The organism is Micromonospora sp. NPDC005163, from assembly GCF_053599835.1.
On sequence record NZ_JBSFYP010000061.1, the window covers coordinates 1 to 25563 of the forward strand.

Here is a 25563-nt window from a genome sequence, read left to right on the forward strand (position 1 = left end):
TGTGCTGGGAATCGTCATCGAAGGAAGATCCATCCTCGCCCCGGGAGGGCTACTTGCTCTGAACCACTGGACTCACCCAACCCTGACACCCAGGGAGCGAGGCGAGGGCGGGTCGGGACATGCCAGCGGTATTTTCCAGGTAGCGAAAAGGTCGGGCAACTCTAACCCGGTGGGCTTGGCACAAGGGACGGTCGAAAGCACAGTTTGAGGCCCCGGAACGGTGACACCATCTGCTCCTGTAGACCTAGACTCGATCCGGCTTCGACTTGAGCGCGGCACCCTACGTTGGAGGCACGGTTGTCCGGACCCTTCCCGGAATACCGCGATATCAGCGTCACCGACCCCTTGCGGCAGGGTGACGTCATCGAGTCGGTTGAACCGGTTGCGTCGATGTGGCAGCGACATCTGCTCGTGCTCACGGCCGACTGCGACTTCGCGCACGCCAAGCATCAGGGCCGAGTGACCTGCGTCCCGCTGCTGACCGCCCACGAATACCTGCTGGAGATGCAGGTGCCCCGCCTACGCGAGCGGGCCTTGGCGAAGGTCATACCGGCGCTTCGTCAGGTGCTCCCGTCCCCGTTCGCCGAGCACGTCTCCGACGAGCGACTGCGGGCCTGGCCCGGCGAGGTCGAACCCAATGAGATCGTCGCCACCCTTGGCTTGGCTGATCCCGAGGCTACCGTCGCCAAGGCGACACTCGAAGCCATCCGCTTGGTCAGTCAGCCGGCGCAGACCCTCGACGACGCGGTCGAGCGCCTGATCGCGGCGCACCTCGCCGTGCCTAACGCTCAGAAGCGGGACAAGGTCGTCCAGCAGATTGTCAACGTCCTCAAGAGTCCCTACGGTCAGCCGCCCGGCGACGCGCTCTTCGTCTCCGCGATTGCGCCGAAGCATGAGCTCGGCTACTTCGCCTACCTGCGTCATCTGGAGCAGGTCTGGGAAGTCCAGATCGCCATCGGCCCCGCCAAGAAGTCCGTCGGCTACCGACGCATCTCCCGTCTGCAGGAACGGTACGTCCACCTGCTCGTTCAACGTTTCGCGCTCGTATTCATGTCCATCGGGCTCCCCAAGGAGTACGAGGAGTTCCGCGACCTGCACGCCGAGCTATTGGGAGAGACGTACGCATGAGACCACTCGTGACGACGGTGCGTGCCCTCAAAGAACTGGCCACCGGCCTGTCGCCAGACGCCATTCCGGTTTCCCCGTTGCTGCTGGAAAATGCGGGGACAAGCGTCGACGTGCTGCTTACGGTTGAAGACACCGAGAAGGATCAGCGGATCGTGCTGATACGGGATGCATTCTCCGAAGATCGCTTCGTTCCCCGGCATCTTGTCGACCTGCGACCTGACGTGCTCAGCCGCGTCGCCTCGTTCGCTGAGCGCGCCCGCACGACAGGACCGCTGACGTTGCCTCGCGGCTGGCACCAGTACAAGCACAACAACCTCATCGCCTTCTTCGCAGTCAGCCGAGGCAGCGCCGAGGCGAGTCGCTGGATCGCGGAGCTGCTGCCGGGCGACGGATCCGACATCGTCCTTTGGGGCACCACCACCTCAGACAAGAAGGCAGCCCTCGAGGACTTCGAACTGGCCAAGCCAGCAATGCCAACCGGTTGGGAGGCCGACTGGAAGGCTGCGGTCGCGAACATACCCGAGCGCAAGGCCCAGCGACGTCGGGCGGCGACGCCGCCCGACGTCGAGATCCTGATGCCACCGCTCGGTGAGCAATCGACGACGAAGGGATGGTCGTACGAGAAGTGGTTGGCCTCCATCACCGATGACCAGCGATCCTTCGTCGAAGCGAGCACCGGCAAGTCGATCCGCCTTCGCGGCCCGGCAGGCTCCGGCAAGACCCTTGCGCTCACCTTGAAGGCGACCCGAGAGGTCCTCAAGGCTCGCGAAGCCGGCGTCGACCTTCGGGTGCTCATGGTGACCCACAGTTGGTCCCTGGCCACCGACGTGGCCGACTCGCTCGACTCGATGGGGATGGGGCTGTTCCAGGAAATCGACGTCTTCCCACTCCTGGAGATCGCTAAGACGATCTCGCCACAGTACACCAACGACGATTCCGGCTTCAGCTTGGCCGGCGACGACAGCCTCAGCGGCAAACAGGCTCAACTGGACCAGATCCTCGAGGTGCTGGACGAATTCATCGCGGGCGACTGGATTACCTACCGGGAACGCGTCACCGAAGGCCTCCGGGCCAGGTTCGACTCTCCTGAGCTTAACGAACGCAAGGCCCTGGCCTGGGATCTCCTCGTCGAGTTCGGTTCCGTCATAGGGGCTGCGGCCATCTTCCCCGGCGCGGGCGCGGAGGCGCGGTACTTCCAACTTCCCAGGGCGACCTGGATGCTGCCGCTGGAGAGCCGGGATGACCTACGCGTTACGTTCGCGCTATACACGAAATACATGGCGAATCTCGACGCTCGGGCGATTCTCACCTCCGACCAAGTGCTCGCCGACCTGCTCAGCCACCTCGAGACGCATGCGTGGAACCGCAATCGCCGGACCCAGGGGTACGACCTGATCTTCGTCGACGAGTTCCATCTGTTTAGCCCGTTGGAGCGCCAAGTACTCCACTACCTCTCGCGCGACGTAAGCATGTATCCACGAGTGTTCATGGCGGTCGACCCGCGGCAGTCGCCGTCGGAGGCGTTCATTGGGTTCGCTGCGGATGAGACGCGGTCGTCACCGATCGCGATGGACGACGAGATCGGCGAAATCACCAACTTTGAGTTGGCGACAGTCTATCGGTTCACGCCACAGATCCTCGACCTAATCAAACACGTCCATCATGAGTTCCCAACCCTCGATCTGGGCAGTGACTGGGACATCAATTTCAGCGCGGTCGAGTCCGCGCAGCAGCCGGGTCCGGCGCCTGTGCTGAGCGTGGCCGCGTCGCGACCGGCTGAGGAGACCGACATCGCCAGGGCAGTGCAGCAGCTCTACCAGAAAGGCAGGATCGCCTTGGCCATTGTGGACCTTCGGCAGTGGCGGCGCTTCAGCGAGCTCGCCTCACGCATCGGCGAGTCCGGTAAGTTTCACGTGTCGACGGTCCAGGGCCGATCCGACGTCGAGGGTCTCCGCCACCGCGGCCGCGGGCTGGTCGTCGGGCCTGCTGAGTATCTAGCCGGCCTCCAGTTCGACTCGGTTCTGGTGGCTGGTATTCCGGAAATGCGGATCAACCAGACCCCCAACGAACGGACCCGTTCGCTGTCGCTGCTCTATCTCGCGCTGAGCCGCGCCCAGCGGGAGGTGCGCGTCTATGTGAACGAGGACGACGGGGGCGAGGTCGAGGTGCTCACCCGGGCGGTCGCCAACGGCATCATGAAACGCGAGCGCGGTAGCCTGGTCTGAGCACCGCCGTCATGCGCACCGTCCTGACCGCGACCCTGTAGGTGCCGAAAACCCCATCCGTGCAGCTCAAGCGGCGTGTTGGTATTCGTGGAGGATGCCGCCGAGTCGATCGCGTCGTCGGATGTCGAGGTGGGCGAGTCGGTCCGGTTCGGTGATCGGTTGGGGGAGCAGGCGTAGGGGTGCCGCGGTGTGGAGCGCGCGGTGGGGCCGGTGTTCGTTGTAGAAGGTCTCGTACTCGCGAAGCGCATGCAGGAGGTGGGCCTGGTCCACGATCAGGGTCCGGTCGAGGAGTTCGGCTCTGCATGAGCGCACCCACCGCTCCATGATTGCGTTCATGCGCGGTACACGGATTGCGGTCTTCACGATCGCGACGCCTTCCTCGGCGAAGACCGCGTCGAAGGCGGCCGTGTATCTGCTGTCGCGGTCCCGGATCAGGTATTTCACTGTGGCGCCGCCGGTGTCCTTCAGGTCCATGCCAGGTTGCGGGCCAGTTGTGTGGTCCAGGCCGCGGTTGGATGGGCGGTGGCGCCGAGCACCCGGACGCGGCGGGTGGCGTGCTCGATGACGGCGAAGACGTACAGCCGTGCGCCGGTCAGTGTCCGGGTTTCGAAGAAGTCGGCGGCGAGGATCGCGTGTGCCTGGCCGCGCAGGAAAGTGGCCCAGGTCTGGCGGTCGCGCTGGGGCGCGGGCCCGATCCCGTTGGCGTTGAGGATTTCCCACACGGTGGAGGGGGCGACCTTGATACCAAGGGTGGCCAGTTCGCCGTGGATTCGCCGGTAGCCCCAGCTCGCGTTCTCCCGGGCCAGGCGCAGGACGAGGGCTTGGATGCTGCGAACGGTGGGCGGCCGGCCGGGCCGTTTCGGGCGGGATGCGTTGGCGTGGTGGCGGCGTAGCAGGTCGCGGTGCCAGCGTAGGACGGTGTCGGGGGAGACGATCAGGTGCAGCTGCCGCAGGTGCAAACGGGGGAGTCGGTGGAGCAGGGCGGCCAGGAACGCCCGGTCAGGCGCTCGACCGCGGGCGCCGGGAGCTCCCTCGCCCCGACGTAGAAGCCAGTCTGAAGCGTAGAGATGGTTGCCATGTGCGTCAGATCAATCTATGTTCTATATAAAACACAACAATCTACGGAGGCACGGTGGACTTCTCGCTCACGCCCGAGCAGACGGCGCTCCAGGAGTCAGCGTGGCGACTCGCGCAGGACAAGTTCGCGCCCTCGGCGTTCTCCCACGAGGAGTTCCCGTGGGAGAACCTGAAGGCCCTCGCGGCTGCCGGATTCACTGGGCTGACCATCTCCGAAAAGTTCGGTGGTCAGGGCGCGTCGCTGCTCGACGCCCTGCTCGTCATGGAGGCCGTGAGCCAGGTGTGCCCGCACTCCGGCGACGCGGTGCAGGTGACGAACTTCGGGGCCATCCGCCAGGTCGCGACCTTCGGGTCGGACGAGCTTCGCAAGGAGCTCCTCCCGAGGCTGATCGCGGGTGAGGGGCTGATCACCGTGGGCATGTCCGAGCCGGGCGCCGGCTCCGCGCTCACCGAGCTCACGACCAAGGCCCGGATCGACGGCGATCACGTGGTGCTCGACGGGCAGAAGGTGTGGAACTCCCACGGCCCCGACGCTACCCACGTCGTCGTCTGGTGCCGCTTCGGGCCCTCGTCGCGCGACATCGGGGCGGTCGTCGTGCCGACCGACGCCGCCGGGTTCGGCAAGGGCGCCCCGGAGCGGTACATGTCGGGGGAGCGGCACTGCGCTCTCTACATGGACGAGTGCCGCGTGCCGCGTTCGCACGTCCTCGCCGAGCGCGACGCGCTATCCAAGATGCTGACCATCTTCGGCATCGAGCGGATGGGAAACGCGGTGCGGGCCCTTGCGCTCGCCCAGACCGCGTTCGAGCGTGCGGTTGAGCACGCCAAGACACGGCGGCAGTTCGGGCGCGACCTGTGCGAGTTTCAGGGTCTTCAGTGGAAGTTCGCCGACATGAAGGTGCAGCTCGACGCGGCGCGGCTGCTCGTGTACCGCGCCGTCGTGAACGCCAGGGACGGTGCGCCGCAGCCTGCCGAAGCGCAGATCGCCAAGCTGTACGCAAACGAGACCGCGTTCAAGGTCGCGAACGAGGCGCTCCAGGTCTTCGGTGCCTCCGGATACTCGACCGAGCTGCCGATGGAGTACCTCGTACGACGTACCCGCGGCTGGATGATCGCCGGTGGGTCGCTGGAGATGATGCGCAACAAGATCGCGGAGTCGATCTTCGACCGTCGGTTCAGCCAACGCGCGCCGAAGGCCACTGCGTGACTGCCGGCCAGCTGCCTGCGTCCGTCGGTGTACTCGGCGGCGGCCGGATGGGTGCGGGCATCGCCCACGCCTTCTTGGTCAGCGGGAGCAGGGTCGTCGTCGTGGACGCCAACGAGGTGGCCACGGCTGCGGCCCGGGCCGCCGTCGAGGACCTCGTTGAGCGCAGCGCCACCCGGGGGACACTCCAGGACGAGCCGACAGCGGTGTGCGGGCGCCTCGTCGCCGACCCGCGTCTGGACGCGCTGAAAGGCTGCGAGCTGGTGGTGGAGGCGGTCCCCGAGGATCGGCCCCTCAAGCAGCGGCTTCTCGGCGGTGTCTCCGCCGTCGTTGGCACGGACACGGTCCTCGCCAGCAACACCAGCAGCTTCTCGATCTCGCGCCTCGCGGAGAGCGTGTCCGCACCGGAGCGGTTCCTCGGCCTGCACTTCTTCAACCCGGTGCCGAGCAGCAGCCTCGTTGAGATCGTGGTCGGCCGGCAGACCGACGCGAGGCTGGTGACCCGGGCGCAGTCGTGGGTGACGGCGCTCGGCATGACGCCGGTCACGGTCGCCGACTCGCCCGGGTTCGCCACCAGCCGGCTCGGCGTCGCCCTAGGCCTCGAGGCCATCCGCATGATCGAGGAGGGAGTGGCGCCCGCCGAGGAAATCGACGCCGCGATCACTCTGGGGTACCGCCACCCGGTGGGACCTCTGCGGCTCACGGACCTCGTGGGGCTCGAAGTACGGCTCGGTGTCGCGCGACACCTGGCCGCGGAGCTCGGACCCCGGTTCGAGCCGCCGCAGCTGCTCATCGACAAGGTCGCGGCCGGCGAGCTCGGTCGCAAGACGGGACAGGGGTTTTACACATGGTGAGTGCCACTCCCTCCTCGCTCGAGGGGTTGAGGGTTCTCGACGTGTCGACGATCATCGCCGGTCCGCTCTGCTGCCAACTCCTCGGCGACTTCGGCGCCGACGTGGTGAAGATCGAGCACCCCAGGATGGGCGACAGCATGCGCGGCCACGGCCCGCAGAAGGACGACGTTCCCCTCTGGTGGAAGGAGATCAGCCGCAACAAGCGGACGGTGGCGATCGACCTCTCCCACCCGGACGGTGCGGACGTCTTCCGCCGGCTTGCCAGGACGGCCGACGTCGTGGTGGAGAACTTCCGTCCGGGCACGTTGGAGCGCTGGGGCATCGGCCCCGACGTGCTTCTGACGGACAACCCGGGGCTGGTGATGCTCAGGGTGACGGGCTTCGGCCAGCAGGGCCCGTACTCGCAGCGCCCAGGGTTCGGGACCCTCGCCGAGGCCATGAGCGGGTTCGCGCACCTGACCGGCGAGGCCGACGGCCCTCCCACGCTGCCGTCCTTCGGGCTGGCCGACAGCATCTGTGCGCTGGCGGGCTGCAGCGCGGCGCTGATGGCCCTGCGGCATCGTGACAAGACCGGTGAGGGCCAGGTCGTCGACCTCAGCATCCTGGAGCCGATGATGACGGCGGTCGGCCCGGGCCCGCTCGAGTACGCTGCGCTCGGGGCCGTGCCGGTCCGTCACGGCAACCGCTCCACGAACAACGCGCCGCGGAACACCTACCGCACGAAGGACGGCCACTGGGTCGCCGTGTCGACCAGCGCCCAGCGCATCGCCGAGAAGGTCATGCAACTGGTGGGGCGCCCCGACGTCGTGGAGAAGCCATGGTTCGGCTCGGGCCGCGAACGGGCCCAGCACGTCGACGAGCTGGACGACATCGTCGGCTCCTGGGTCGCCGACCGCGAGCGCGCTGAGGTGGTGCGAGCGTTCGCCGAGGCCGGCGCCGCGGTGGCGCCCGTCTACGACTCCGGGGACATCGTGGAGGACGAGCACATCCGGGCGACCCGGATGCTCGTCGACGTCGATGACGAAGATCTCGGGAGCGTCCTCATGCACAACGTGATGTGGCGGATGTCCCGCACCCCCGGTCGCATCAAGCACACGGGGAGAGGTCTCGGCGCGGACACGGACACCGTGCTCGCCGAGGTCGGCCTGGACGGGTCCGTAGTGGAGTTCCTTCGCGAGAAAGGAGTGCTGGCATGACCGACGCCCTGCTCGAGCTCGTCGCCAACGGCGTGGAGGTCGTCGACCTGGGCAGGCCCCTGTTCCGGGGGATGCCCCAGTCGCCGAACCACCCGCCGTACTGGCACACGCTGCCCCGCCGACACGGTGACATGACGAGGTCCGACGGCAGCTCCGCCGCCAACGACCAGCTCGTCATGGGCACGCATGTGGGCACCCACATCGATGCCTTGGCGCACGTCTCGCACGAAGGCAGGCTGCATGGCGGCGTGCCGGTCGAGGAAGCGATGCGGGGCGGCGGGTTCCCCGACCACGGTGTCCACACTATCGCGCCGATGGTCCGGCGCTGCGTGCTTCTTGACATCCCCAGGGTACTGGGCGCGGACGCCTGCGACGCCGGCTACGAGGTGACGGTGGGCGATCTCGAACTCGCCGAGAAGCAGAGCGGGACCACGGTCGGCAGCGGTGACGTGGTGTTCGTCCGCAGCGGGTGGGGGCGGCGCTTCGACGAGGGGCCAGCGGCGTACGTCGGAGCCGAGTCCGGCGTTCCGGGGGTTTCGAGCGCCGGGGCGCGCTGGTTGGTCGAACGGCGGGTGCACGCCGCCGGGGCGGACACGATCGCCTTCGAGCGGCTCGCCCCTGGTGGTGGCCATGCCGAGTTGCCCGCGCACCGCATCATGCTGGTCGAGGCGGGGATCTACCTCGTCGAGGCCCTCGACCTGGAGGAGCTGTCGGCCCGCGAGGCCGGCGCCTTCACCCTCGTGCTGGTCCCGATGAACCTGCTCGGCGCCACCGGGTCGCCGGTGCGCCCTCTGGCGGTGTTCGCGCGATGAGCGAAACCTTGTCCGGGGCGCTCGCCGAGTTCGCGGTCTCGGCGCGTCAAAACGGCGTTCCCGACGACGTGGCTGAGAGCGTGCGCCGGCGGGTGCTGGACATCCTTGGCATCGCCGTGGCGGCGGCGACGCTGCCCACGAGCCGGGGCGTTCGTCGTCTGGCCGCCCGCCAGGGTGGCTGCGAGGAGGCGACCGCCGTCGGCGTGGCGCACCGGTTGCCGGCGGCGTCGGCGGCCTTCGTGAACGGGGTGCTCGCGCACTCGCTCGACTATGACGACACGCATCTGCCGTCCGTCCTGCACCCGAGTGCATCGGTGATCCCGGCCGCGCTGGCCACGGCCGAGATGGTCGGTGCCTCCGGGGAGGCCACCGTGGCAGCCATCGCCGCAGGGCTCGAGGTGACCGTCCGGATCGGGATGGCCGGCTACGATGCCGGCCAGGGCAACTCGGTGTTCTTCGAGCACGGCCAGCACGCAACCTCCATCTGCGGCGCTCTCGGCAGCGCCGTGGCCGCAGCCCAGCTGATGGGCGGCTCGCCCGAAGCTGTGCGGGACGCGCTCGGGCTCGCCGCGTCCATGGGGTCGGGCATCCTCGAGGCGAACCGCACGGGTGGGACCGTCAAGCGCATGCACTGCGGCTGGGCTGCCCAGAGCGGCGTGACGGCGGCACTCCTGGTGCTCGAGGCCGGCTACACCGGTCCGCCCACCGTCCTCGAGGGACGGTTCGGGTTCTTCGAGGCCTGGCTGCACCAGCCCGGGAACGCAGGGGAGATCCTTGACGGCCTGGGCGAGTCCTGGACCGTGCCCGGCATCTTCTTCAAGCCGTACCCGGCCAACCACTTCACGCATGCCGCGGTGGACGCTGCGGCCGCGCTGCGCCGCCGCGGCCTGCGAGCGCAGGACGTCGGGGTGGCGGAGCTGGCGGTGCCGCACGCCAACGTGCGCACCATCGGCGAGCCCCTTGAGGTGAAGCAGCGTCCCGAGACCGGCTACATGGCACAGTTCAGCGGTCCGTATGCGGTGGTGGCCGGACTGATGGGCGGAGGGGGTCTCGAGGTGGGTCTGGACGACTACACCGACGACCTGGCCCGCGACCCGGCCCGGCGGGAGCTCATGAGCCGCGTGCGTGTGGTCGGCAGCGACCGCTGCGACTCCGTGTTCCCCCGTCAGCTGCCCGCGATCCTGACGGTCACTGACCGAGCAGGGACGGTGTGGCGCGAGGAGGTCATGACGACCCGGGGAGGACCAGAGCGACCGTTGTCGTTCGAGGAGCTGGGCGTGAAGTTCTCCGAAAACGCGGGCCGGCTGCTGCCGCCCGAGCAGGTGGACGCGGTCGCCCGGGGAGTTCGGGAGCTCTCGTCCGCCGAAGACGTCTCGCAACTGCTCGCGGCGCTCCGGGAAATCGACGATCTCCCCTGACCCGACGGTTGACCGATTCTATATTTTCCGTAATCTACAACACAGGGTGTGCTGTCTATCACGGTGCCGTCGTGTAAGGAGAGGCTTGATGTCGCAAGCGAAGGCCAGCTCGGTCGGTGTGGTGACCGGTACGACGCGGGAGTCGGCGCCGATCATTTCCGTCAAGGGCGTTACCAAGCGGTTCCGCCGCAAGGAACAGGTGGTGACGGCCATCAAGAACGTGGACCTGGACATCCAGCGGGGGGAGTTCATCTGCATCGTCGGTCCGAGCGGTTGCGGCAAGTCCACCCTGCTCAACATGGCCGCCGGACTGATGGATCCCTCGGCGGGCCGGCTGCTCTTCGAGGGTGCCGGTCTCGACGGCCCCAACACGTCGGTCGGCTACATCACCCAGAAGGACAACCTGCTGCCGTGGCACACGGTGGAGGGCAACGTGGGGCTGTCGCTGGCGATCCGCAAGGTCGACAAGAAGCAGGCCCGGGAACGCGTGGCCGAAATGGTGAACCTCGTAGGGCTCAGCGGATTCGAGAAGTCGTATCCCTCTGAGCTCTCGGGTGGGATGCGCAAGCGGGTGACCCTGGCACGGACGCTCGCCTACGACCCGCCGGTGATCCTCGCCGACGAGCCGTTCGGCGCGCTCGACGCGCAGCTCAAGCTCGTGATGCAGGCCGAGCTGCAGCGCATCTGGATGGAGACCGGCAAGACGGTCCTGTTCGTCACCCACGACATCTCCGAGGCGGTGGCCATGGGTGATCGCGTCATCGTCATGAGCACCCGGCCCGGGCAGGTCAAGGTCGACCGCCGCATCGACATTCCGCGTCCTCGAGACGTTTTCAAGATCCGACACCAGCCCGGCTTCGCAGACCTCGCCGAGGAGCTGTGGGACGTGCTCGCCGACGACATGCACTCCGGGGAGGACATGTGAGTGTCATCGACAGTGAACAGACGGTTGCCCGCAGCAGCGGCGCCCCGGAGGAGGTGTGGGACGAGAAGTCCATGCACACCAGCCGGCGCAGGCACCTGCTCCAGGTCCTGGGCTGGCGGCTGCTCCTCCTCGTGGTCGCGGTCGCGGCCTGGCAGCTGCTCTCGTCGACGTTGATCGACCCCTTCTACATCTCGAATCCGGCCGACATCCTGGGCCGGCTTGGGCAGTGGGCCGTCGACGGCACCATCCTTACCAATCTCTACGCGACCATGGAGGCGACCCTGGTCGGCTTCGTGGTCGGCGCGCTGGTCGGGATCGTCGTGGGCTTCGTGCTCGGCCGCGCCCACCTCGTCGCCCGTGTGGTCGACCCGTTTATCATCGCGGTCTACAGTCTCCCGAAGGTGGCGCTGGCCCCGCTGTTCATCCTGTGGTTCGGCATTGGTATGACGAGCAAGATCGTGCTCTCGGCGACCATCGTCTTCTTCCTGGTCTTCTATAACACCTACGCTGGCGTGCGCGCGGTCGACCGTGACCTGGTCGACGTCGTGCGGCTGATGGGAGGGTCGGGGCGCGACATCATGCGGCGCGTCGTCCTCCCGTCGTCGGCCACCTGGATCTTCAACGGTCTGAAGATCTCGGTCCCGTACGCGCTGATCGGCGCCGTGGTCGGGGAGTTGACCGCGTCCGACCGAGGCATCGGTTTTGTGCTCAAGCGCGCGTCCGGCACGTTCGACACAGCGGGCGTGTTCGCGTCGCTGGTCATCCTGATGATCGTGGCGACGATCCTCAACCAGATCGTCGTCTACGGCGAGCGCTACGTCGACCGCTGGCGCAGCACGCCCACCTCGTAGGCGGGGCCGCGAGCGCTCGGTCGCGCCATCCCGCTCCGGCGGCTCCGCCGGAGGCCTGCCCTCAGGCACGACAGCGCAGAGTGCGGCCATGGGCCCATCCACCACAACGCAAAGGATCTGTCATGCCCGACTTCTCGTTGCCTTTCCAACGCCGACGTCGCGGGACCGCGATGCTCGCGGTGACGGCCGTTGTGAGCCTCGCCCTCTCCGGGTGCGCCGGAGGGTCGGACTCGGGGTCGTCCGTGCAGGCCTCGAAGGAGGAATGCCACGGCGACTCGCTGAGCCTGACGCAGTCGACGACCGGCTTTCTCTACCTGCCCTCGTACGTCGCCGAGCACGCCGGCTATTACAAGGACCAGGGTCTGGATGTGAGCATTAAGGACCTCGGCGGGGGCTCGGAGAACGTGGCCGCAGTCGTCAGCGGCAGCGCGGACGTCGCGCTCACGGCGTACAGCTCGATCGTGAGCGCGCGCGAGGCCGGAGCGCCCGTCGTCGCGATCGGCTCGCTGATGGACCAGTACGCGTCCAACGTCGTGATTAGCAAGGCCGCCGCGGCAAGAGCCGGGGTCACCGAGGATTCGTCGTCCGAGGAGAAGATCCGTGCCCTGAAAGGGCTGAAGCTCGGCATCACGTCGCCGGGGTCCGGGACCGACCAGCTGTTCCACTATCTCTTCAGGCAGGTCGGCCTGGATGCGGACAAGGACGCGACTCTCCTGCCCATCGGTTCGGGCTCGCCGATGATCGCCGCGTTCAAGACCGGGAAGATCGACGGTTTTTCCCTCTCCTCGCCGACGTCCGACCTGGCCGCGAGGCAGGGAGGAGTCATGCTTTTCAACCTCAGCAAGGGTGAGTACAAGCCCCTCGAGCCGTTCCTGTACATCGTGGCGGTCGCCAACTCACGCACGCTCGACAAGAAGTCGCGGGTTCTGACCTGCTTCTCGAAGGCCATTGGACACGCGCTCCAGCTGATCCACGACGATCCGAAGAAGGCGGCCGAGGTGGCTCGGCCTGCGTTCGCGGACATCGACGAGGACCTGTACCAGAGCGCCTTCGACGCGAATGTCGCGGCGTACCCAGAGAGCCCAGTGATTGAGAAGGCGGACGCGCAGAAGGTGTTCGACTTCCTGGCGGACTTCGAGGGCAAGCGCAAGAAGGCCACCGTCGACAACACGGTGAACGACAACCTGGCCAAGGCCGCCGAGTAGGTGCGAGCACATCGGGCCGGTCGTCCGGCACCCCGGTGGGTGCGGGACGACCGGCCGCACCGGCTCGTGCGTCAGGAGCGGGACCGCTTCTGCAGCATCGCGGCGAGTCGGGCCTGAGTGTCGGGCTGGGCGATGCACAGAGCCTGGGCCGCGGCGTCGACGAGCCGGTGCCGGTCTCCCGTCACGCGCATCGCCTCCTTCGCGAGCCGGACGGCGAACGGCGATGCCGGAGCCAGGTCCGCGAGGAGGGCGTCGAGCGTCTCGTCCAGCGAGCCGTCGGCGAGCCTCTGCACGAGCCCGATGCGGGCCGCCTCGGACCCGCGGATGCGGCGTCCGGAGAAGACCAGGTCGTGCGCGCAGCCCCGCCCCACGAGCTCGGCGAGCCGGGTGAGGCCGCCGGCGCTCGGCACGATGCCGAGGCGGACCTCCGGCAGCCCCCACCAGGCGTCCGGAGTGCTGACGCGCAGGTCGCAGGCGAGCGCGAGCTCGCAGCCGCCGCCGAGCGCGGCCCCGTCGACGAGGGCCACGGTCGGCCAGGGGTGGTCGGCGACCAGCTGGAACAGACGCGAGTTCCGGCGCTCCAGGTTCTCGCCGACGGTGCGGGCGCGCAGCTGCGCCACGTCGGCGCCGGCTACGAACATGCCCGGCGCTTCGCTGCGGATCACCAGCGGTAGGGGTGTCTCGGCGCACGCCAGCACCGCCTCGGCCAGGGCGTCGCTCAGGTCGGCGTTCAGGGCGTTGCGCTTCTCCGGCCTGTCGAGGGTGAGGACGACGGCCCGCGGGCTCTCGTTCCGGTGGACGAGTTCTCTCATGGGAACAGGCTACACATTATATATATTGTAGATTGCCCTGACCGATCCCGAGACGGAGACGCGCATGAGCATGGTGATGGCACCGGACGACGTACTCGCGAAGCTCGGCTCGCACGGCATACCCGTTCCGCGGTCCGCGCTCTGCGCAGACGCCGACGCGGCGGGCCGCGTGGCGGCCATGTTCGACACCCCCGTCGCCCTCAAGGCCGCGGGCCTGGTGCACAAGTCCGACGGTGGCGGCGTGGTCCTGGGCCTGGAGGGGTCCGCCGCGGTGGCCGCGGCGGCGGCCGAGGTCGTGGCCCGGCTCGGCGCCGACGCCCTCCCGCTGCTCGTCCAGGAGATGGCCGCCGGCGTCGAGATCCTCGTGGGTGCGCGCCGGGACCCGCAGCTCGGCGTGACCGTCACCGTGGGAGCCGGCGGCGTTACGACCGAGCTGCAGCAGGACGTGGTGACCGAGCGGGCCCCGGTCGGGGCGGCCCGGGCCCGGGAGATGCTGGCCGGGCTCCGCTGCTGGCCGTTGCTGACCGGGTACCGCGGGGACCCTCCGCGAGACGTCGAGGCCCTGTGCGCCGTGGTCGAGGCGGTCTCGGGACTGCTCGTCGACGACGTCGAGATCTGCGAGCTGGACCTGAACCCGGTCATGGTCGGCCCTGCCGGCGAGGGCGTCGTGGTGGTCGACGCGCGCATGGTCCATGCGGAGAGCGACGCGGCGTGCTCCGCGAGGCCACGGCCTTCGTTGGAGCGGATGCTGGCCCCCCGTCACGTCGTCGTGGTGGGCGTCTCCGACGAGCCGAGCAAGGTCGGCGCGCGGCTCTTCCGGTACCTGCGTTCGCATGGCTACCAGGGGCGGATCGACCCGGTCCACCCGTTCGGGGGCGAGGTCGACGGCATCCGCCGATATGCGTCCCTGTCCGAGGTGCCCGGGTCGCCGGACCTGGTCTGCGTGACGATCCCGAGCCGGTTCGTCCTGCGCGTGGCCCGCGAGGCCGTGGACAAGGGCGTAGGCGGCCTGCTCGTGCACAGCTCCGACTTCGCCGAGAGCGGCGAGGACGGGCGCCGGCTCCAGGAGGAACTCGCCCGGACCCTCCGCGAGGGCGGCGTCGCGCTGGCCGGGCCGAACGACATGGGCGTCGTCGCCCCGCACCTCGGCCTGACCGCGTCGATCTCCGGCGGGCTCGAGGAGGGCCTTGTCGCCGGCAGCGCGGCGCTGCTGACCAGCTCCGGCGCCCTTGGCAGCTGTCTGGCCACGCGGTTGATGGGCGCCGGCATGGGGCTGTCGTACTGGATCCACGCGGGCAACGAGGCGGACGTCGTGCTGGCCGACTACCTGGCTTACCTGGCGGCCGACCGCACCACCACGGTCGCGGGCCTGCTCCTCGAGGACGTCAAGGACGGCGATGCCTTCGTCGCGGCCGGCCACGCCATGGCCGAGCAGGGCAAGCCGGTCTTCGCCTACAACATGGTGCGCTCGGACAAAGGGCGTCAGGCGGCGCTGAGCCACACCGGTGCAATGGTCGGTTCCTTCGCCGCTCGCGAGGCGGTGCTCCGGGCCGCCGCCGTCGTCGGCGTCCGATCGCTGCGCGAGCTGGAGGACGCCATGCTGCTCGCGGCCGCCGGCCCGCTGCCGCGGGGCAACCGGCTGCTCGCGGTCACCTTCTCGGGCGGTGCGTGCAGCATCATCGCCGACGAGACTGAGGGGACCGAGGTGGTGCTCCCCGTCCTGTCGGAGACGACCCGTGCTGCGGTCACCGAGCACGTGCCGTCGTATTCGGCGATCCGCAACCCCTTCGACCTGAGCTTCCAGATGCTCACGCGCGACGATGACTTCGAGCAGGCGATCACCAAGCTGACCGCCTCGTCGGAGTTCGACGCCGTGATGATCCAGTTCACGACCAACGCGGACCCCTACGCCGAGCGCCTCGCCCGGCGGGTGATCGAGCTCCGGCAGTACCTGGACGTGCCGCTCTACGTGTCCCGGTATGGCGGGGACCACCTCGCGCCTGCGGCGATGGCGCTCTACCGCCGCAGTGGCGTGCCCGTGCTCGACGCGCCGGACCGGGCGGCGCGCGCGATCGCCGCGCTGATGCGCGCCGGGTCGGTGATCCGGCGGGCGCGCGGGAACGGGGAGGCGCAACAGTGACTGTCAACCTTCCGGTCGACTCCCTGGTCGAGCGCGTCTCCCGGGTGCGGTGGGTCGACCTGGAGGGCGGAACGCAGGCGAGCACCACGTCGCTGGTCCTCGATGCGCTCGGGGTCGCCGCCGGTGCCGCCGACGCCCCCTCGCTGCCGGCGACTGCTGCGGCGCTCAGGCGGGTGGCGGGATCGCCCGACGGAACGCCCGGTCGTGTCCACGTGCCCTGGGCGGGCGGGTTCCATGGCCTCGTCGACGCCGCCTACGCCCTCTCGGTCGCGATCCACGCGTGGGACTTCGACGACACGCATGACGAGGCCGTGGTGCACACCGCGTGTGTCGCGCTCCCTGCCGCGCTGATGGCGGCCCAGGAGTGCGCGGCTCCGGGGTATAGGGTGCCCGAAGGCGTCGTCGCCGGCGTCGAGATGCTCAGCAGGCTCTCCCTAGCGCTTGGCCCGCAACGCGGCGTGATCCGGACCGCCGGGCTCGGCGCCTTCGGGGCGGCCGCCGCCGCGGCCCGGGTGCTGGGTCTCACCCCGCGGGCAACGGCGGCCGCCCTGTCGCTGGCCCTGCCCGCCGCAGTCGCTCCCACCAGCCGACAGGTCGTCAGCGAGAGTGCCGTCAACAAGCGGCACCAACCGGCCGGTGCCGCGAGCGCGGGGCTCACGGCGGCGTACCTGGCGGCAGCAGGGGTGGAGGGCCCTCCGGGCTGGTTCGTCGGTGAGCACGGGCTGGTCCAGTTCGTCAGCTCTCCCGAGCGTGCCCGGGCCGCCCTCGAGCGACCGGGATGGGAAGTGGACCGGCTTTCGCTCAAGCCCTTCCCCGCCTGCAGGTACGCCCATGCGGCGGTGGCCGGCGTCCTCCACCTCACCGGCGGCCGCCGCCGTGCCGAGGGCTCGGTGCGGGTCCACCTGCCGGTCGGCACCGCGCACGCGATGGTCGCGCGCCCGTACGAGCGTCGGGGTCTCCCGATCGTGGATGCCCAGTTCTCGGTCCCGTGGCTCGTGGCCGCCGCGCTCCACCGCGGCGCCGTGGGGCTTCCCGAGATGAGGTACGAGGTCCTTGTGGATCCGCGGCTGGAGGAGATCGCGCGGACGAGGGTCGCGGTCGTGCAGGACAAGGATCCCGGCGAGAGCGTGATGACACCGGTCGAGGTGCACCTCGAGACCTCCGCGGGCACCCGGACCGTCGAGGTCGACGACCTCCCGGGGAGTCCCCGCCGTCCCCTGTCACGGTCGGAGCAACTCGCCAAGGCCCGTGGCTGCCTCGAGGTCGGCGGCCGGGAACCTGAACAGGCCGAGCGGCTTGCGCGCTGGGTGGACGACCTCCCCGACGTCGACGCGGGGGACCTCGCAAAGCAGCTCCGCGTCCTGACGCCCGCAGATGAAGTCGTGTCCGATCAGGAAGGGAGTACCGGCCGTGCCCGCTGACCGTCCACTCACCCGAGAGCTGGCCACCTGGTTGGTGGCCGCGAGTGAGGTCCCGCTGCCCGCCGCCGTCGAGCACCACGCCCGCCGTGTGCTCCTGGACTACTGCTCCGCGGCCCTCGCCGGCTCCGGGTCGGGGTCGGCCCGGCTGGTGCGCGACTTCCTGTTGGACACGGAGGCCGGTGGGGCCTGCCGGGTCCTCGGAACGACGGCGCGGCTGTCACCGGCCCAGGCTGCCCTGGCCAACGGCACCGCGGCCCACGGGCTGGAGGTGGACGACGGCTACACCCCGGGCGCCTACCATCCCGGGGCACCGGTCATCTCGGCCGTGCTCGCGGCGGCCGAGTCCCACGCGAACACGATGGAGGAGCTGCTGACGGCGATCGCGGTCGGCTTCGAGGTCTCGTGCCGGCTGGCCGGGGCGGGACACCCGACCACGTGGCGCCGAGGCTGGCACAGCACGCCCGTGTGCGGCGTCTTCGGTGCCGCTGCCGGTGTCGCCACGCTCCTGCGGCTCGACGCCGACCAGTCCGTGCACGCCCTGGGTCTGGCCGGTTCGCACTCCGGAGGACTCTTCGAGTTCCTCGGCAACGGTGCGGAGGTCAAGCGCCTGCACGCGGGGAAGGCGGCCCGGGACGGGCTGGTCTGCGCCGAGCTCGCCGCCCGCGGTCTGACCGGGCCGGCGACGGTGCTCGAAGGCGGCGCCGGCTACGCGCACGCGTTCGTCGACGACCAGCTCGACGTGGCACACCTGATGGACGGGCTCGGAGAGACCTGGCGGATGCTGCGCACGTACGTGAAGCCGTACCCGTGCTGTCGCCACCTGCACGGACCTATCGACGCGGCGCTGGAGCTCGCCGCCGGGACTGACCTCGACGTCGAGTCCGTGCAGTCGATCGAGGTCGGAACCTACTCGGTCGCCCTGAAGCACGGCTTCACGCAGGTGGAGGACTTCCTAGATGCGCAGATGAGCATCCCCTACGCCGTCGCGGTAACGCTCGTGCACGGCTCACCGACGCTGGCGCACTTCGCCGACGACGTGCGCTCCGACATGCGCGTGAAGCGGCTGGTGGAGAAGGTGGTCGTCCGGGAGGACGACGACTGCACCCGCGACTACCCACGGCTGCGCCCGGCCGTGTTCCGTGTCGCGACCTCCACGCGCGTCCATGAGGTCCGGGTGGACCTGCCCAAGGGGGAGCCGGACCGACCGGTCGACGATGCCGAGCTGACGGCGAAGCTGCACGCCCTGGCGGACCCCGTCCTCGGCGAGCCAGCGGTGGAGGAGCTGGCTCGGACGATCTGGCAGACGGAGGACGTGCAGGCGCTGTTCCGCCTGATGGGCACCCCGGTCGCGGAGCCGGTGCCGGCATGACCGTGCCGGTGCTCGAGGACGTGCGCGTCGTCGAGGTGGACAGCTTCGTTGCCGGACCGTCGGCCGGCATGACGATTGCCCAGCTCGGCGCCGAGGTGATCAGGATCGACCCGCTCGGTGGGGCGGCCGACCACACCCGGTGGCCGCTCGCCCCCTCGGGGGCGAGCCTCTACTGGGCGGCGCTCAACCGCGGGAAGCGGTCCGTGGCGTTGAACCTGGGCGACCCCCGGGGACGGGAGCTCGCACTCGAGCTCGCGGCCGCGGGCGGCGAGCGCGGTGGCGTGCTGATCGACAACGCGGTCCGCGCGTCCTGGCTGTCGGCTGAGGCGGTGCGCGGGCGACGACACGACATGGTGCACGTCCGGATTCAAGGGCGGCCCGATGGTGCCTCGTCGGTCGACTACACCGCCAACGCGGCGGTGGGCATCCCGCACCTCACGGGGCCCGACTGGACTCGCGTGCCGGTGAACCATGCCCTGCCGGCCTGGGACCTCATCACGGGCCTGCACGCCGTCGTGGCTGTGCTCGCGGCATTGCGCCGGCGGGCCGAGACCGGCGAGGGCGCCGACCTCTCGATCAGTCTCGACGAGGTCGCCGTCGCCGGGGTGGCGAACCTCGGCTGGGTGGCCCACGCGGACCTCACGGGTGAGGACCGACCCCGGCTGGGCAACCACGTGTATGGCAGCTTCGGGGTCGACTTCGAGACCAAGGACCACGAGCGGGTGATGGTGCTCGCCCTCACCACGCGTCAGTGGCGCGCGCTGTGCGAGGTGACGGGAACGACCGCTGTCTTCGCGGCGCTGGGACCGGCGCTCGGAGTCGATCTCGACACCGACGAGGGACGGTTCCGCATGCGCGAGCCGATCGCCGCCGTGCTCCGGCCCTGGTTCGCTGCCAGACCGCTGTCCAAGGTGGGGAACCTGCTCGACGGAGCCCGTGTGCTGTGGGGCCCGTACCGCACGCTGCGCGATGTCGCGCACGCCTACGGACACGCCGGCCCGGACTCGCTGCTGCGCCACGTCCCGCAACCCGGCGTCGGTCCGATGCTGGCGGCCGGCTTCCCGGTGCGAGGCCTGGCAGCGGTCGGTCCGCGCGGCGCCCCAAGGCTCGGGCAGGACACGGAGCAGGTGCTGACCGAGGTGCTGGGACTGGGCCGTGAGGAGTACGCGCGGCTCGTCGACGCGGGCGTGGTCGCCCGGCCCGACGGTGTCGAGATGAAGGAGGACCCATGCGTGAGGCAGTGATCTGTGAGCCGCTGCGCACCCCCGTCGGCCGGTTCGGCGGCGTGTTCCGGGACGTGCCCGTGGAACAGCTCGGCGCGGTCGTGGTCCGCGCCCTCCTGGAGGGGACGGGCCTCGACCCTGGCGTCGTCGACGATGTCGTGCTGGGACACGCGTACCCCACCAGCGACGCGCCGGCCCTCGGCCGGGTGGTCGCTCTCGACGCGGGCATGCCCGTCACCGTGGGGGGTGCGCAGGTCGACCGGCGCTGCGGTTCCGGACTGTGGGCCGTGCTCGTCGCGGCCATGCAGGTGCAGACGGGCGCTGCGGACGTCGTCATCGCCGGAGGCGCGGAGAGCATGAGCCGCGCACCGTTCTACGACCATGGGATCCGGTGGGGTGCAAGTGGAGTAGTTAACTTCCAGGACTCGCTGTCCCGGGGCCGGGTCACCGCGGGTGGGCGCCGCTTCCCCGTCCCGGGCGGCATGCTCGAGACCGCCGAGAACGTCCGACGCCGGTTCGGGATCACCCGCGAGGCGCAGGACCGGCTCGCCGTCGAGTCCCACCGGCGTGCCGTGGCGGCGCAGGCGGGCGGAGTCTTCGACGCGGAGATCGTGCCGGTCCCGGTCCCCGGCTGCCACGGCGAGGAGGTCGTCAGCGAGGACGAGCACCCCCGTTCCGGGACGTCGCAGGAGAAGCTCGCCGGGTTGCGTCCGGTCATGGGGCGTGAACTCCCCGACGCGACGGTCACGGCCGGCAACTCCTCGGGGCAGAACGACGGGGCCGCGGCATGCGTGGTCACCCACCCGGCCGCAGCCGAGCGCTGCGGGTTGCGACCCATCGCCCGGTTGGTCTCGTGGGGGCTCGACGGCGTAGCCCCCGACGTCATGGGTCTTGGGCCTGTCCCGGCCGTGGCACGCGCCCTGGAGCGCGCCGGGCTGGCGCTGGCAGACATCGACCTCATCGAGCTCAACGAGGCGTTCGCCGCGCAGGTGCTGGCCTGTCTTCAGGAGTGGCAGGTCGCGGCTGAGGATCCTCGCCTCAACGTCCACGGCTCCGGGATCTCACTGGGACACCCGGTGGGGGCCACCGGTGTCAGGATCCTGGCCACCCTGCTGCGGGAGCTGGAGCGCCGGGAGGCGCGGTACGCGCTGGAGACGATGTGCATCGGCGGTGGTCAAGGACTGGCCGCGGTCTTCGAGCGGTGGGTGAGCTGACCGTGCGTACCGCTCTCTACGTCGCCGCTCACCGTGCCCGTCATCTCGCGAAGGCCTGGACTACCGACGCCGACGCGCTCGTGCTCGAGCTCGAGGACGGGGTTCCCCCGGATGCCAAGGAGGACGCCCGGGCCGCCGTCCGCCGGGAGCTCGCCGGGCCGACCGCGAAGCCCGCGTTCGTCCGCGTCAACGGCCTGGACAGCGGAATGCTCCGCGACGACCTCATGGCGGTTGCCGGGACCTCGGCGGTCGGGGTGCGCGTTCCCAAAGTCGAGGCGCCCTCCGACGTCGCGACCGTGGCTGGTTGGCTGGAGAAGCTCGGCAGCGACGCGGGGATCGTGCCCATCCTCGAGACCGCCCGGGCGATCCAGGCCGCACCGGAGATCGCGTCCGCCCATCCTCGGGTGATGGGGCTGCTCATGGGTGAGGAGGACCTGGCCGCGGACCTGGGCTGCGGACCGACGGGACTGCTCTACGCCCGATCGCGTGTGGTGCTCGCGGCCCGGGCCGCCGGTCTGCCGGCGCCCCTCCAGAGCGTGTGGACCCGGGTCGGCGACATCGAGGGGCTCCGGGCCGACAGTGAGGCCGGGCGCGAGCTCGGGTTCCACGGCCGGTCGGTGATCCACCCGTCCCAGATCGGTCCCGTGCACGCCGTTTACACACCCACCCCGCAGCAGGTCGCTGAGGCCGAGGAGATCGTCCGCAGGGCCGGAACGGGCGGCAGCCTGCTGCCGGACGGCCGGTTCGTGGACGACGCCACCGTCGCGCAGGCGCGCCGGATCCTCGCGCAGGTCGCCGATGGCGGGCGGAACTGAGCGGTGGTGCCGACGGGCTCAGGAGACGTAAGCGCGCCGCAGCCGAGCGGCGTTGAGGATGTGCTCGCGCATCAGCCGCCGGGCCAACGGGGCGTCGTGCGCCTCGACGGCTTCGATGATCTTGCGGTGGTCGGCGTTGAGCTCCTTGGTGATGTTCGGGTACCCCCAGATAGTCACGGCCGGCGGGAAGAGCTCCCAGACGCCCTCCACCTCGTTGGCGACGATGTCGGAGCCGGCCTCGAAGATGGCGAAGTGGAGGCGGCGGTTGAGCCGGTACATCTCTGCCTGGTCCTTTTCGGGGTCGAGTCCCTCGATGGTGTCGGCGATCTCGCGCAGCTCCTCCACGAGCCCGGGGCCCTGCCGAGTCACGCCGAGCTCGGTGGCGAACGCCTCCAACTCGGCGCGGAGCAGGTAGAGGTCGTCGGCGGCACCGGGTGCCATCTCCCGAACGGTGGCACCGCGGTTCGGTGCGTAGGAGATCGTCCCGGCTGCCTCCAGGATGCGCAGCGCCTCACGGACCGGGGTCGGCGATACGCCGTACCTCGCCGCGATCTCAGCCTGCCGCAGTGCGGCACCGGGCACGATCACCCCGGCGGCGATCTCCTGGCGAAGCCGCTCGACGACGTACGCGGTCTTGCTTTGGGGCGGGCGCGCCCCGACCGCCGCGGCACGGTCCTGCTGTTCCGCCACGCTGGTGGTCCTTTCGTCGCGGCAGTCTCCTATTGACCACAGAATATAGCTTCCGGCGCCGTGGAGGCTCTTGTGAAAGGCGGGAGATGGGATGACCGGGCAAGACCGGCTGGGCGCGTGGTTCTGGAACCTCATCGGGGCGACCTTCCTGGCCCAGACGACGGTTTTCGCGGGCCGCCCGATGACCTCTTACCGAGCCCTTGAGCTGGGCGCGGGCAGCCTCGGGGTTGGCGTTGTGACTGCCTGCTTCGCAGCTCTGCCCCTGGTGCTGGCCATCCCCGCCGGCCGGGCGGTGGACGGCGCCCGTGCCGTCCTCTTCCTCCGCGTCGGAGCCGCCTGCTCGCTCACGGGTGCTCTGGTCCTGGCCTCGGCCGGGTCCCTTCTCGTCCTGGCGCTCGGGAACGCGGTGGCCGGGGTGGGCCTGCTGCTGTCCGCGATCGCCAGCCAGGGCATCATCGCGCGCCGGGCGGACCTGAGTGACCACGACCGTGCCTTCGGCCTGTTCACGGTCGCCGCCTCGGCCGGCCAGCTCGTGGGCCCTCTCGCGTCCGGGTTGGCCGCAGACGCGGCGTTCGGCGGGTCGGGCGGGGGCAGCTCGCGGGCGGGATTGCTCCTCGCAGCCGGGTTCGCAGCTTCGCAGCTGCTCGTCTGTTTGGGCTACCGTGCCCGGCCGCAGGCGGGCGAGGTGCCGAGCACGGCGACGGGCCTGCCGGACGGCGCCCCGCGGGTCGCCGGCATGCTGCGCACTCGCGGAATGCCGCCGGCCCTGCTGTCGAGCCTGGCGCTGCTGGCCTGCGTCGACCTGATCACGGTGTTCCTGCCGGTGTTCGCGCAGGAGCGCGGCATCTCGGCACAGACCGTCGGATGGCTGCTCGCCCTGCGGGCGCTCGCCTCGGTGGCCTCGCGGCTTCTCGTCGCGCGACTCGCGGCACGTTGGGGGCGGCGCATCGTCCTCGTGGGGAGCATGGTCCTGGCGGCGGTCTCCCTGGCCGCGCTGCCGTCGAGCCCGGCGCTCGGGGTGCTCGTGCCGCTCATGCTGGTGGCCGGCTTCACGCTCGGCGTGGGGCAGCCCCTGACCATGTCCTGGGTCACCGGCCTGGTGCCAGCCACGTCCCGCGCCACGGCGCTCGCCGTGCGCCTGAGCGGCAACCGGGTCGGCCAGGTCGTTGTGCCCGCGACCGCCGGCGCCATCGCAGGCATGGGCGGGGCAGCCGGCGTGTTCCTGCTGACGGCCGCAATGCTGTCGGCGGCGAGCGCGTCGGTGGTGGTCAGCGGGGCGCGGGAGTCGGCGCTGGGCGGAGAGTGAAGCGCCCGGCCAGAGCCGGCTTGTCGGCCGCGGTGACCGTGACGTCGACGAAGCCGACGCGACGTCCGCGGCGCAGCACGGACGCGTCCACGCGTGCGCACGGCGCATCCACCGGGCGGAGGTACTGCACGTAGCCGCTCGCGACTTCCCAGCCGGGACCCAGGCAATGAACAGCGGCGTGCGCGGCGGTACCGTAGAGCGCGCCGCCCTGCACCTGCCCGACGCGGTTGGACAACGCCGGGGAGATTCGCAGGACGTTGGTCCGCCCGGCTGCGCTGGGACTGGTGAGCTGGTCCGCCACCGAGCGGTGGTGGGCCGCCGCGTCCGGGGCGGCTGCCACGACAGCGTCGTACGAGGCGCGCTCGCGGGCGTCCAGGTCGTCTGGGGTCAGGTCTTCGGGGACCGACGCGGAGGGACTCTCCCACGGCACGGGCGGCAACGGTCGGCCCGGTGGCGGCGGAAGGGCGACGAACCAGCCCTCGGCGGTCGCGACCACCCGACCCGTCTCGTCCGCGATGCGGCAGGCCCCCTGCCCCTCCAGGCCGTCCGGGTCGTGCCAGGTCGCCGTCGCCCTGGCCTCGACCCGGCGCGAGGTCGGTGACACGAGGTGGTTGACGCAGAGTGTCGTGGTACCCAGCCGCAGACCGGGGCCGAGGGCGCTGCGGATCGCCGAGCCCAGGGCGAGGTCCGCCAGCGTGGCCTGCTCCGTCGGGGACGACGCGACGCCCGGTCCCGGCGCGGCCGCGGCGTCGAGGACGAGCGTGCTCCGTCCGGCACCGGACTCAGTGGCGCTCACCCCCAGGAAGTGGCCGAAGAAGTGCAGACCGAGCGCGCGGGTGCGTGCCACCGCCTGAAGTGCTCGCGCTTCAACGGCCACGTCGCTCCGTATCGGAGTCATCACATGCATACTCTCTCCCTCAGAACACGCGGGCAGGAGCCCTTGGCACGGTTCGCTGACCCTGGCTAACGCGGAACTCGCAGCCGAGAACCGGCGACATCGTGTATTCGGGACTGCCCCGGGTTTGGTTGACTCGCGGGGTTGAGTGGTTCAGGCCGCGGTTGCGTGCCTGTTGATTGTCTCAAACTCGATCGGGGTGAGCTTGCCCAGGCGTCGCTGCCGGCGCCGGCGGTGGTAGGTCCGTTCGATCCAGGTCACGATGGCCAGGCGCAGCTCTTGGCGGGTTGCCCAGCGTTGCCGGTCCAGGACATTCTTCTGCAGCAAGGCCTGCATTCCGCAGCTTCGCTTCGATATAGTCCGCGAATCTGGGGTTTGAGCTGGGCAAACACGGGTTGGCCCGGTGACATGGCGTGTCACTAGGCTGGGGGCGTTCGTGCGGCTCTGTTGCGTTGAGCGCTGGCCTGATCGAGGCAGACTTGAGCAGTGAAGTCATCGACCCGGCCTGACCCGTGGCTGCCTCCGAAGTCGGCGTTCGCCGGGTTCCGGTTCCCGGCCGAGGTGATCGTGGTCGCGGTACGCTGGTATCTGCGGTTCAACTTGTCCTATCGCGACGTTGAGGAGTTGCTGGTCGAGCGCGGTGTCGATGTCGATCACGTCACGGTGTTCCGGTGGGTGCAGCGGTTCACGCCACTGTTCGCCGACGCCGGGCGGTTCTGCCGGCACTCGCCAGGCGATAGGTGGTTCGTTGACGAGACGTACGTCAAGACATCCCATGAGCTT

Annotated in this window: 22 protein-coding genes and 2 pseudogenes; 18 read left to right on the forward strand and 6 right to left on the reverse strand. The window is 69.9% G+C overall.

The annotated features are described in order from the left end of the window. Positions 1 to 297: 297 nt before the first annotated feature. Together ACWD6N_RS29730 and ACWD6N_RS29735 are read left to right on the forward strand one after the other, a co-directional pair. Positions 298 to 1128, forward strand: coding sequence for a hypothetical protein (locus tag ACWD6N_RS29730; RefSeq protein ID WP_450005459.1), 831 nt, complete (start codon positions 298 to 300; stop codon positions 1126 to 1128). Between the two features lie 8 nt (positions 1129 to 1136). Then, positions 1137 to 3353, forward strand: a complete 2217-nt coding sequence (locus ACWD6N_RS29735; protein ID WP_450005461.1) for a hypothetical protein — start codon at positions 1137 to 1139, stop codon at positions 3351 to 3353. A gap of 66 nt (positions 3354 to 3419) precedes the next feature. Here the strand turns inward: ACWD6N_RS29735 and ACWD6N_RS29740 are convergent, their stop codons facing one another. Then, entirely contained in the window at positions 3420 to 3827 is a 408-nt protein-coding gene (locus tag ACWD6N_RS29740) for an integrase core domain-containing protein (RefSeq protein WP_450005463.1), read from the reverse strand. Continuing rightward, positions 3818 to 4312, reverse strand: coding sequence for a helix-turn-helix domain-containing protein (locus ACWD6N_RS29745; RefSeq protein ID WP_450005465.1), 495 nt, complete (start codon positions 4310 to 4312; stop codon positions 3818 to 3820). The genes ACWD6N_RS29740 and ACWD6N_RS29745 overlap by 10 nt, the downstream gene beginning before the upstream one ends. A gap of 173 nt (positions 4313 to 4485) precedes the next feature. On the opposite strand from ACWD6N_RS29745, the gene ACWD6N_RS29750 reads away from it, so the two are divergent. The 8 genes from ACWD6N_RS29750 (at position 4486) to ACWD6N_RS29785 (ending at position 12895) form a co-directional block, all read left to right on the forward strand. Beyond that, positions 4486 to 5637 carry an acyl-CoA dehydrogenase family protein gene (locus tag ACWD6N_RS29750; protein WP_450005467.1) on the forward strand — a complete coding sequence of 384 codons (1152 nt, stop codon included), beginning with the start codon at positions 4486 to 4488 and terminating at the stop codon, positions 5635 to 5637. Beyond that, entirely contained in the window at positions 5634 to 6488 is an 855-nt protein-coding gene (locus ACWD6N_RS29755) for a 3-hydroxyacyl-CoA dehydrogenase family protein (RefSeq protein WP_450005469.1), read from the forward strand. The genes ACWD6N_RS29750 and ACWD6N_RS29755 overlap by 4 nt, the downstream gene beginning before the upstream one ends. Then, complete coding sequence (locus tag ACWD6N_RS29760) at positions 6482 to 7684, forward strand: CaiB/BaiF CoA transferase family protein (RefSeq protein WP_450005471.1); 1203 nt, start codon at positions 6482 to 6484, stop codon at positions 7682 to 7684. The genes ACWD6N_RS29755 and ACWD6N_RS29760 overlap by 7 nt, the downstream gene beginning before the upstream one ends. Beyond that, entirely contained in the window at positions 7681 to 8496 is an 816-nt protein-coding gene (locus ACWD6N_RS29765; protein WP_450005473.1) for a cyclase family protein, read from the forward strand. The genes ACWD6N_RS29760 and ACWD6N_RS29765 overlap by 4 nt, the downstream gene beginning before the upstream one ends. After that, positions 8493 to 9914, forward strand: a complete 1422-nt coding sequence (locus ACWD6N_RS29770; RefSeq protein ID WP_450005475.1) for an MmgE/PrpD family protein — start codon at positions 8493 to 8495, stop codon at positions 9912 to 9914. Before ACWD6N_RS29765 ends, ACWD6N_RS29770 begins: the two co-directional genes overlap by 4 nt. Before the next feature lie 88 nt (positions 9915 to 10002). Further along, positions 10003 to 10839 (forward strand): ABC transporter ATP-binding protein, encoded by an 837-nt coding sequence (locus ACWD6N_RS29775; RefSeq protein ID WP_450005477.1) that lies wholly within the window; start codon positions 10003 to 10005, stop codon positions 10837 to 10839. After that, entirely contained in the window at positions 10836 to 11690 is an 855-nt protein-coding gene (locus ACWD6N_RS29780; protein ID WP_450005479.1) for an ABC transporter permease, read from the forward strand. Before ACWD6N_RS29775 ends, ACWD6N_RS29780 begins: the two co-directional genes overlap by 4 nt. Before the next feature lie 122 nt (positions 11691 to 11812). Beyond that, positions 11813 to 12895, forward strand: a complete 1083-nt coding sequence (locus tag ACWD6N_RS29785; protein WP_450005481.1) for an ABC transporter substrate-binding protein — start codon at positions 11813 to 11815, stop codon at positions 12893 to 12895. A 71-nt stretch (positions 12896 to 12966) separates the two neighbouring features. On the opposite strand, the gene ACWD6N_RS29790 is transcribed toward ACWD6N_RS29785, so the two are convergent. Continuing rightward, a complete protein-coding gene (locus ACWD6N_RS29790; protein WP_450005483.1) occupies positions 12967 to 13707 on the reverse strand; it encodes an enoyl-CoA hydratase/isomerase family protein in 741 nt (246 codons plus the stop codon). A gap of 64 nt (positions 13708 to 13771) precedes the next feature. Here ACWD6N_RS29790 and ACWD6N_RS29795 point away from each other — a divergent pair, with 64 nt between their 5' ends. The 6 genes from ACWD6N_RS29795 to ACWD6N_RS29820 are packed head-to-tail and all read left to right on the forward strand — an operon-like array spanning position 13772 to position 21889. After that, on the forward strand, positions 13772 to 15847 hold the full coding sequence (locus tag ACWD6N_RS29795; RefSeq protein ID WP_450005485.1) for an acetate--CoA ligase family protein: 2076 nt from the start codon (positions 13772 to 13774) through the stop codon (positions 15845 to 15847). After that, entirely contained in the window at positions 15844 to 17268 is a 1425-nt protein-coding gene (locus ACWD6N_RS29800) for an MmgE/PrpD family protein (protein WP_450005487.1), read from the forward strand. The genes ACWD6N_RS29795 and ACWD6N_RS29800 overlap by 4 nt, the downstream gene beginning before the upstream one ends. Continuing rightward, positions 17258 to 18637 (forward strand): MmgE/PrpD family protein, encoded by a 1380-nt coding sequence (locus ACWD6N_RS29805; RefSeq protein WP_450005489.1) that lies wholly within the window; start codon positions 17258 to 17260, stop codon positions 18635 to 18637. The genes ACWD6N_RS29800 and ACWD6N_RS29805 overlap by 11 nt, the downstream gene beginning before the upstream one ends. Beyond that, the gene (locus ACWD6N_RS29810; protein ID WP_450005491.1) at positions 18634 to 19881 is read left to right on the forward strand and encodes a CoA transferase; all 1248 of its coding nucleotides are present in this window, start codon (positions 18634 to 18636) and stop codon (positions 19879 to 19881) included. The genes ACWD6N_RS29805 and ACWD6N_RS29810 overlap by 4 nt, the downstream gene beginning before the upstream one ends. Next, positions 19866 to 21074, forward strand: a complete 1209-nt coding sequence (locus ACWD6N_RS29815) for an acetyl-CoA C-acetyltransferase (protein WP_450005493.1) — start codon at positions 19866 to 19868, stop codon at positions 21072 to 21074. The genes ACWD6N_RS29810 and ACWD6N_RS29815 overlap by 16 nt, the downstream gene beginning before the upstream one ends. Then, positions 21062 to 21889: an HpcH/HpaI aldolase/citrate lyase family protein gene (locus ACWD6N_RS29820; protein ID WP_450005495.1), complete on the forward strand. Its 828-nt coding sequence runs from the start codon at positions 21062 to 21064 to the stop codon at positions 21887 to 21889. Before ACWD6N_RS29815 ends, ACWD6N_RS29820 begins: the two co-directional genes overlap by 13 nt. Before the next feature lie 18 nt (positions 21890 to 21907). Here ACWD6N_RS29820 and ACWD6N_RS29825 read toward each other — a convergent pair whose 3' ends face one another. Further along, positions 21908 to 22579 (reverse strand): GntR family transcriptional regulator, encoded by a 672-nt coding sequence (locus ACWD6N_RS29825; protein WP_450005497.1) that lies wholly within the window; start codon positions 22577 to 22579, stop codon positions 21908 to 21910. 91 nt (positions 22580 to 22670) lie between these two features. Between ACWD6N_RS29825 and ACWD6N_RS29830 the strand changes: the two genes are divergently transcribed. Beyond that, positions 22671 to 23885: an MFS transporter gene (locus ACWD6N_RS29830; RefSeq protein ID WP_450005499.1), complete on the forward strand. Its 1215-nt coding sequence runs from the start codon at positions 22671 to 22673 to the stop codon at positions 23883 to 23885. Here ACWD6N_RS29830 and ACWD6N_RS29835 read toward each other — a convergent pair. Both ACWD6N_RS29835 and ACWD6N_RS29840 read right to left on the reverse strand, forming a co-directional pair. After that, positions 23848 to 24783: an acyl-CoA thioesterase domain-containing protein gene (locus ACWD6N_RS29835; RefSeq protein WP_450005501.1), complete on the reverse strand. Its 936-nt coding sequence runs from the start codon at positions 24781 to 24783 to the stop codon at positions 23848 to 23850. The genes ACWD6N_RS29830 and ACWD6N_RS29835 overlap by 38 nt on opposite strands. Before the next feature lie 150 nt (positions 24784 to 24933). Beyond that, a pseudogene (locus tag ACWD6N_RS29840) lies at positions 24934 to 25110 on the reverse strand (IS3 family transposase); the annotation flags it as partial. Positions 25111 to 25296: 186 nt separating this feature from the next. On the opposite strand from ACWD6N_RS29840, the pseudogene ACWD6N_RS29845 reads away from it, so the two are divergent. Then, positions 25297 to 25554 (forward strand): annotated as a pseudogene (locus tag ACWD6N_RS29845) (IS6 family transposase); the annotation flags it as partial. Between the last annotated feature and the right edge of the window lie 9 nt (positions 25555 to 25563).

Coding starts and splice junctions, on each gene's coding strand:
- ACWD6N_RS29775 (WP_450005477.1), top strand. CDS start 10,003: ATGTCGCAAGCGAAGGCCAGCTCGGTCGGTGTGGTGACCGGTACGACG.
- ACWD6N_RS29740 (WP_450005463.1), bottom strand. CDS start 3,827: ATGGACCTGAAGGACACCGGCGGCGCCACAGTGAAATACCTGATCCGG.
- ACWD6N_RS29795 (WP_450005485.1), top strand. CDS start 13,772: ATGAGCATGGTGATGGCACCGGACGACGTACTCGCGAAGCTCGGCTCG.
- ACWD6N_RS29765 (WP_450005473.1), top strand. CDS start 7,681: ATGACCGACGCCCTGCTCGAGCTCGTCGCCAACGGCGTGGAGGTCGTC.
- ACWD6N_RS29815 (WP_450005493.1), top strand. CDS start 19,866: ATGCGTGAGGCAGTGATCTGTGAGCCGCTGCGCACCCCCGTCGGCCGG.
- ACWD6N_RS29810 (WP_450005491.1), top strand. CDS start 18,634: ATGACCGTGCCGGTGCTCGAGGACGTGCGCGTCGTCGAGGTGGACAGC.
- ACWD6N_RS29760 (WP_450005471.1), top strand. CDS start 6,482: ATGGTGAGTGCCACTCCCTCCTCGCTCGAGGGGTTGAGGGTTCTCGAC.
- ACWD6N_RS29770 (WP_450005475.1), top strand. CDS start 8,493: ATGAGCGAAACCTTGTCCGGGGCGCTCGCCGAGTTCGCGGTCTCGGCG.
- ACWD6N_RS29830 (WP_450005499.1), top strand. CDS start 22,671: ATGACCGGGCAAGACCGGCTGGGCGCGTGGTTCTGGAACCTCATCGGG.
- ACWD6N_RS29790 (WP_450005483.1), bottom strand. CDS start 13,707: ATGAGAGAACTCGTCCACCGGAACGAGAGCCCGCGGGCCGTCGTCCTC.
- ACWD6N_RS29785 (WP_450005481.1), top strand. CDS start 11,813: ATGCCCGACTTCTCGTTGCCTTTCCAACGCCGACGTCGCGGGACCGCG.
- ACWD6N_RS29835 (WP_450005501.1), bottom strand. CDS start 24,783: ATGACTCCGATACGGAGCGACGTGGCCGTTGAAGCGCGAGCACTTCAG.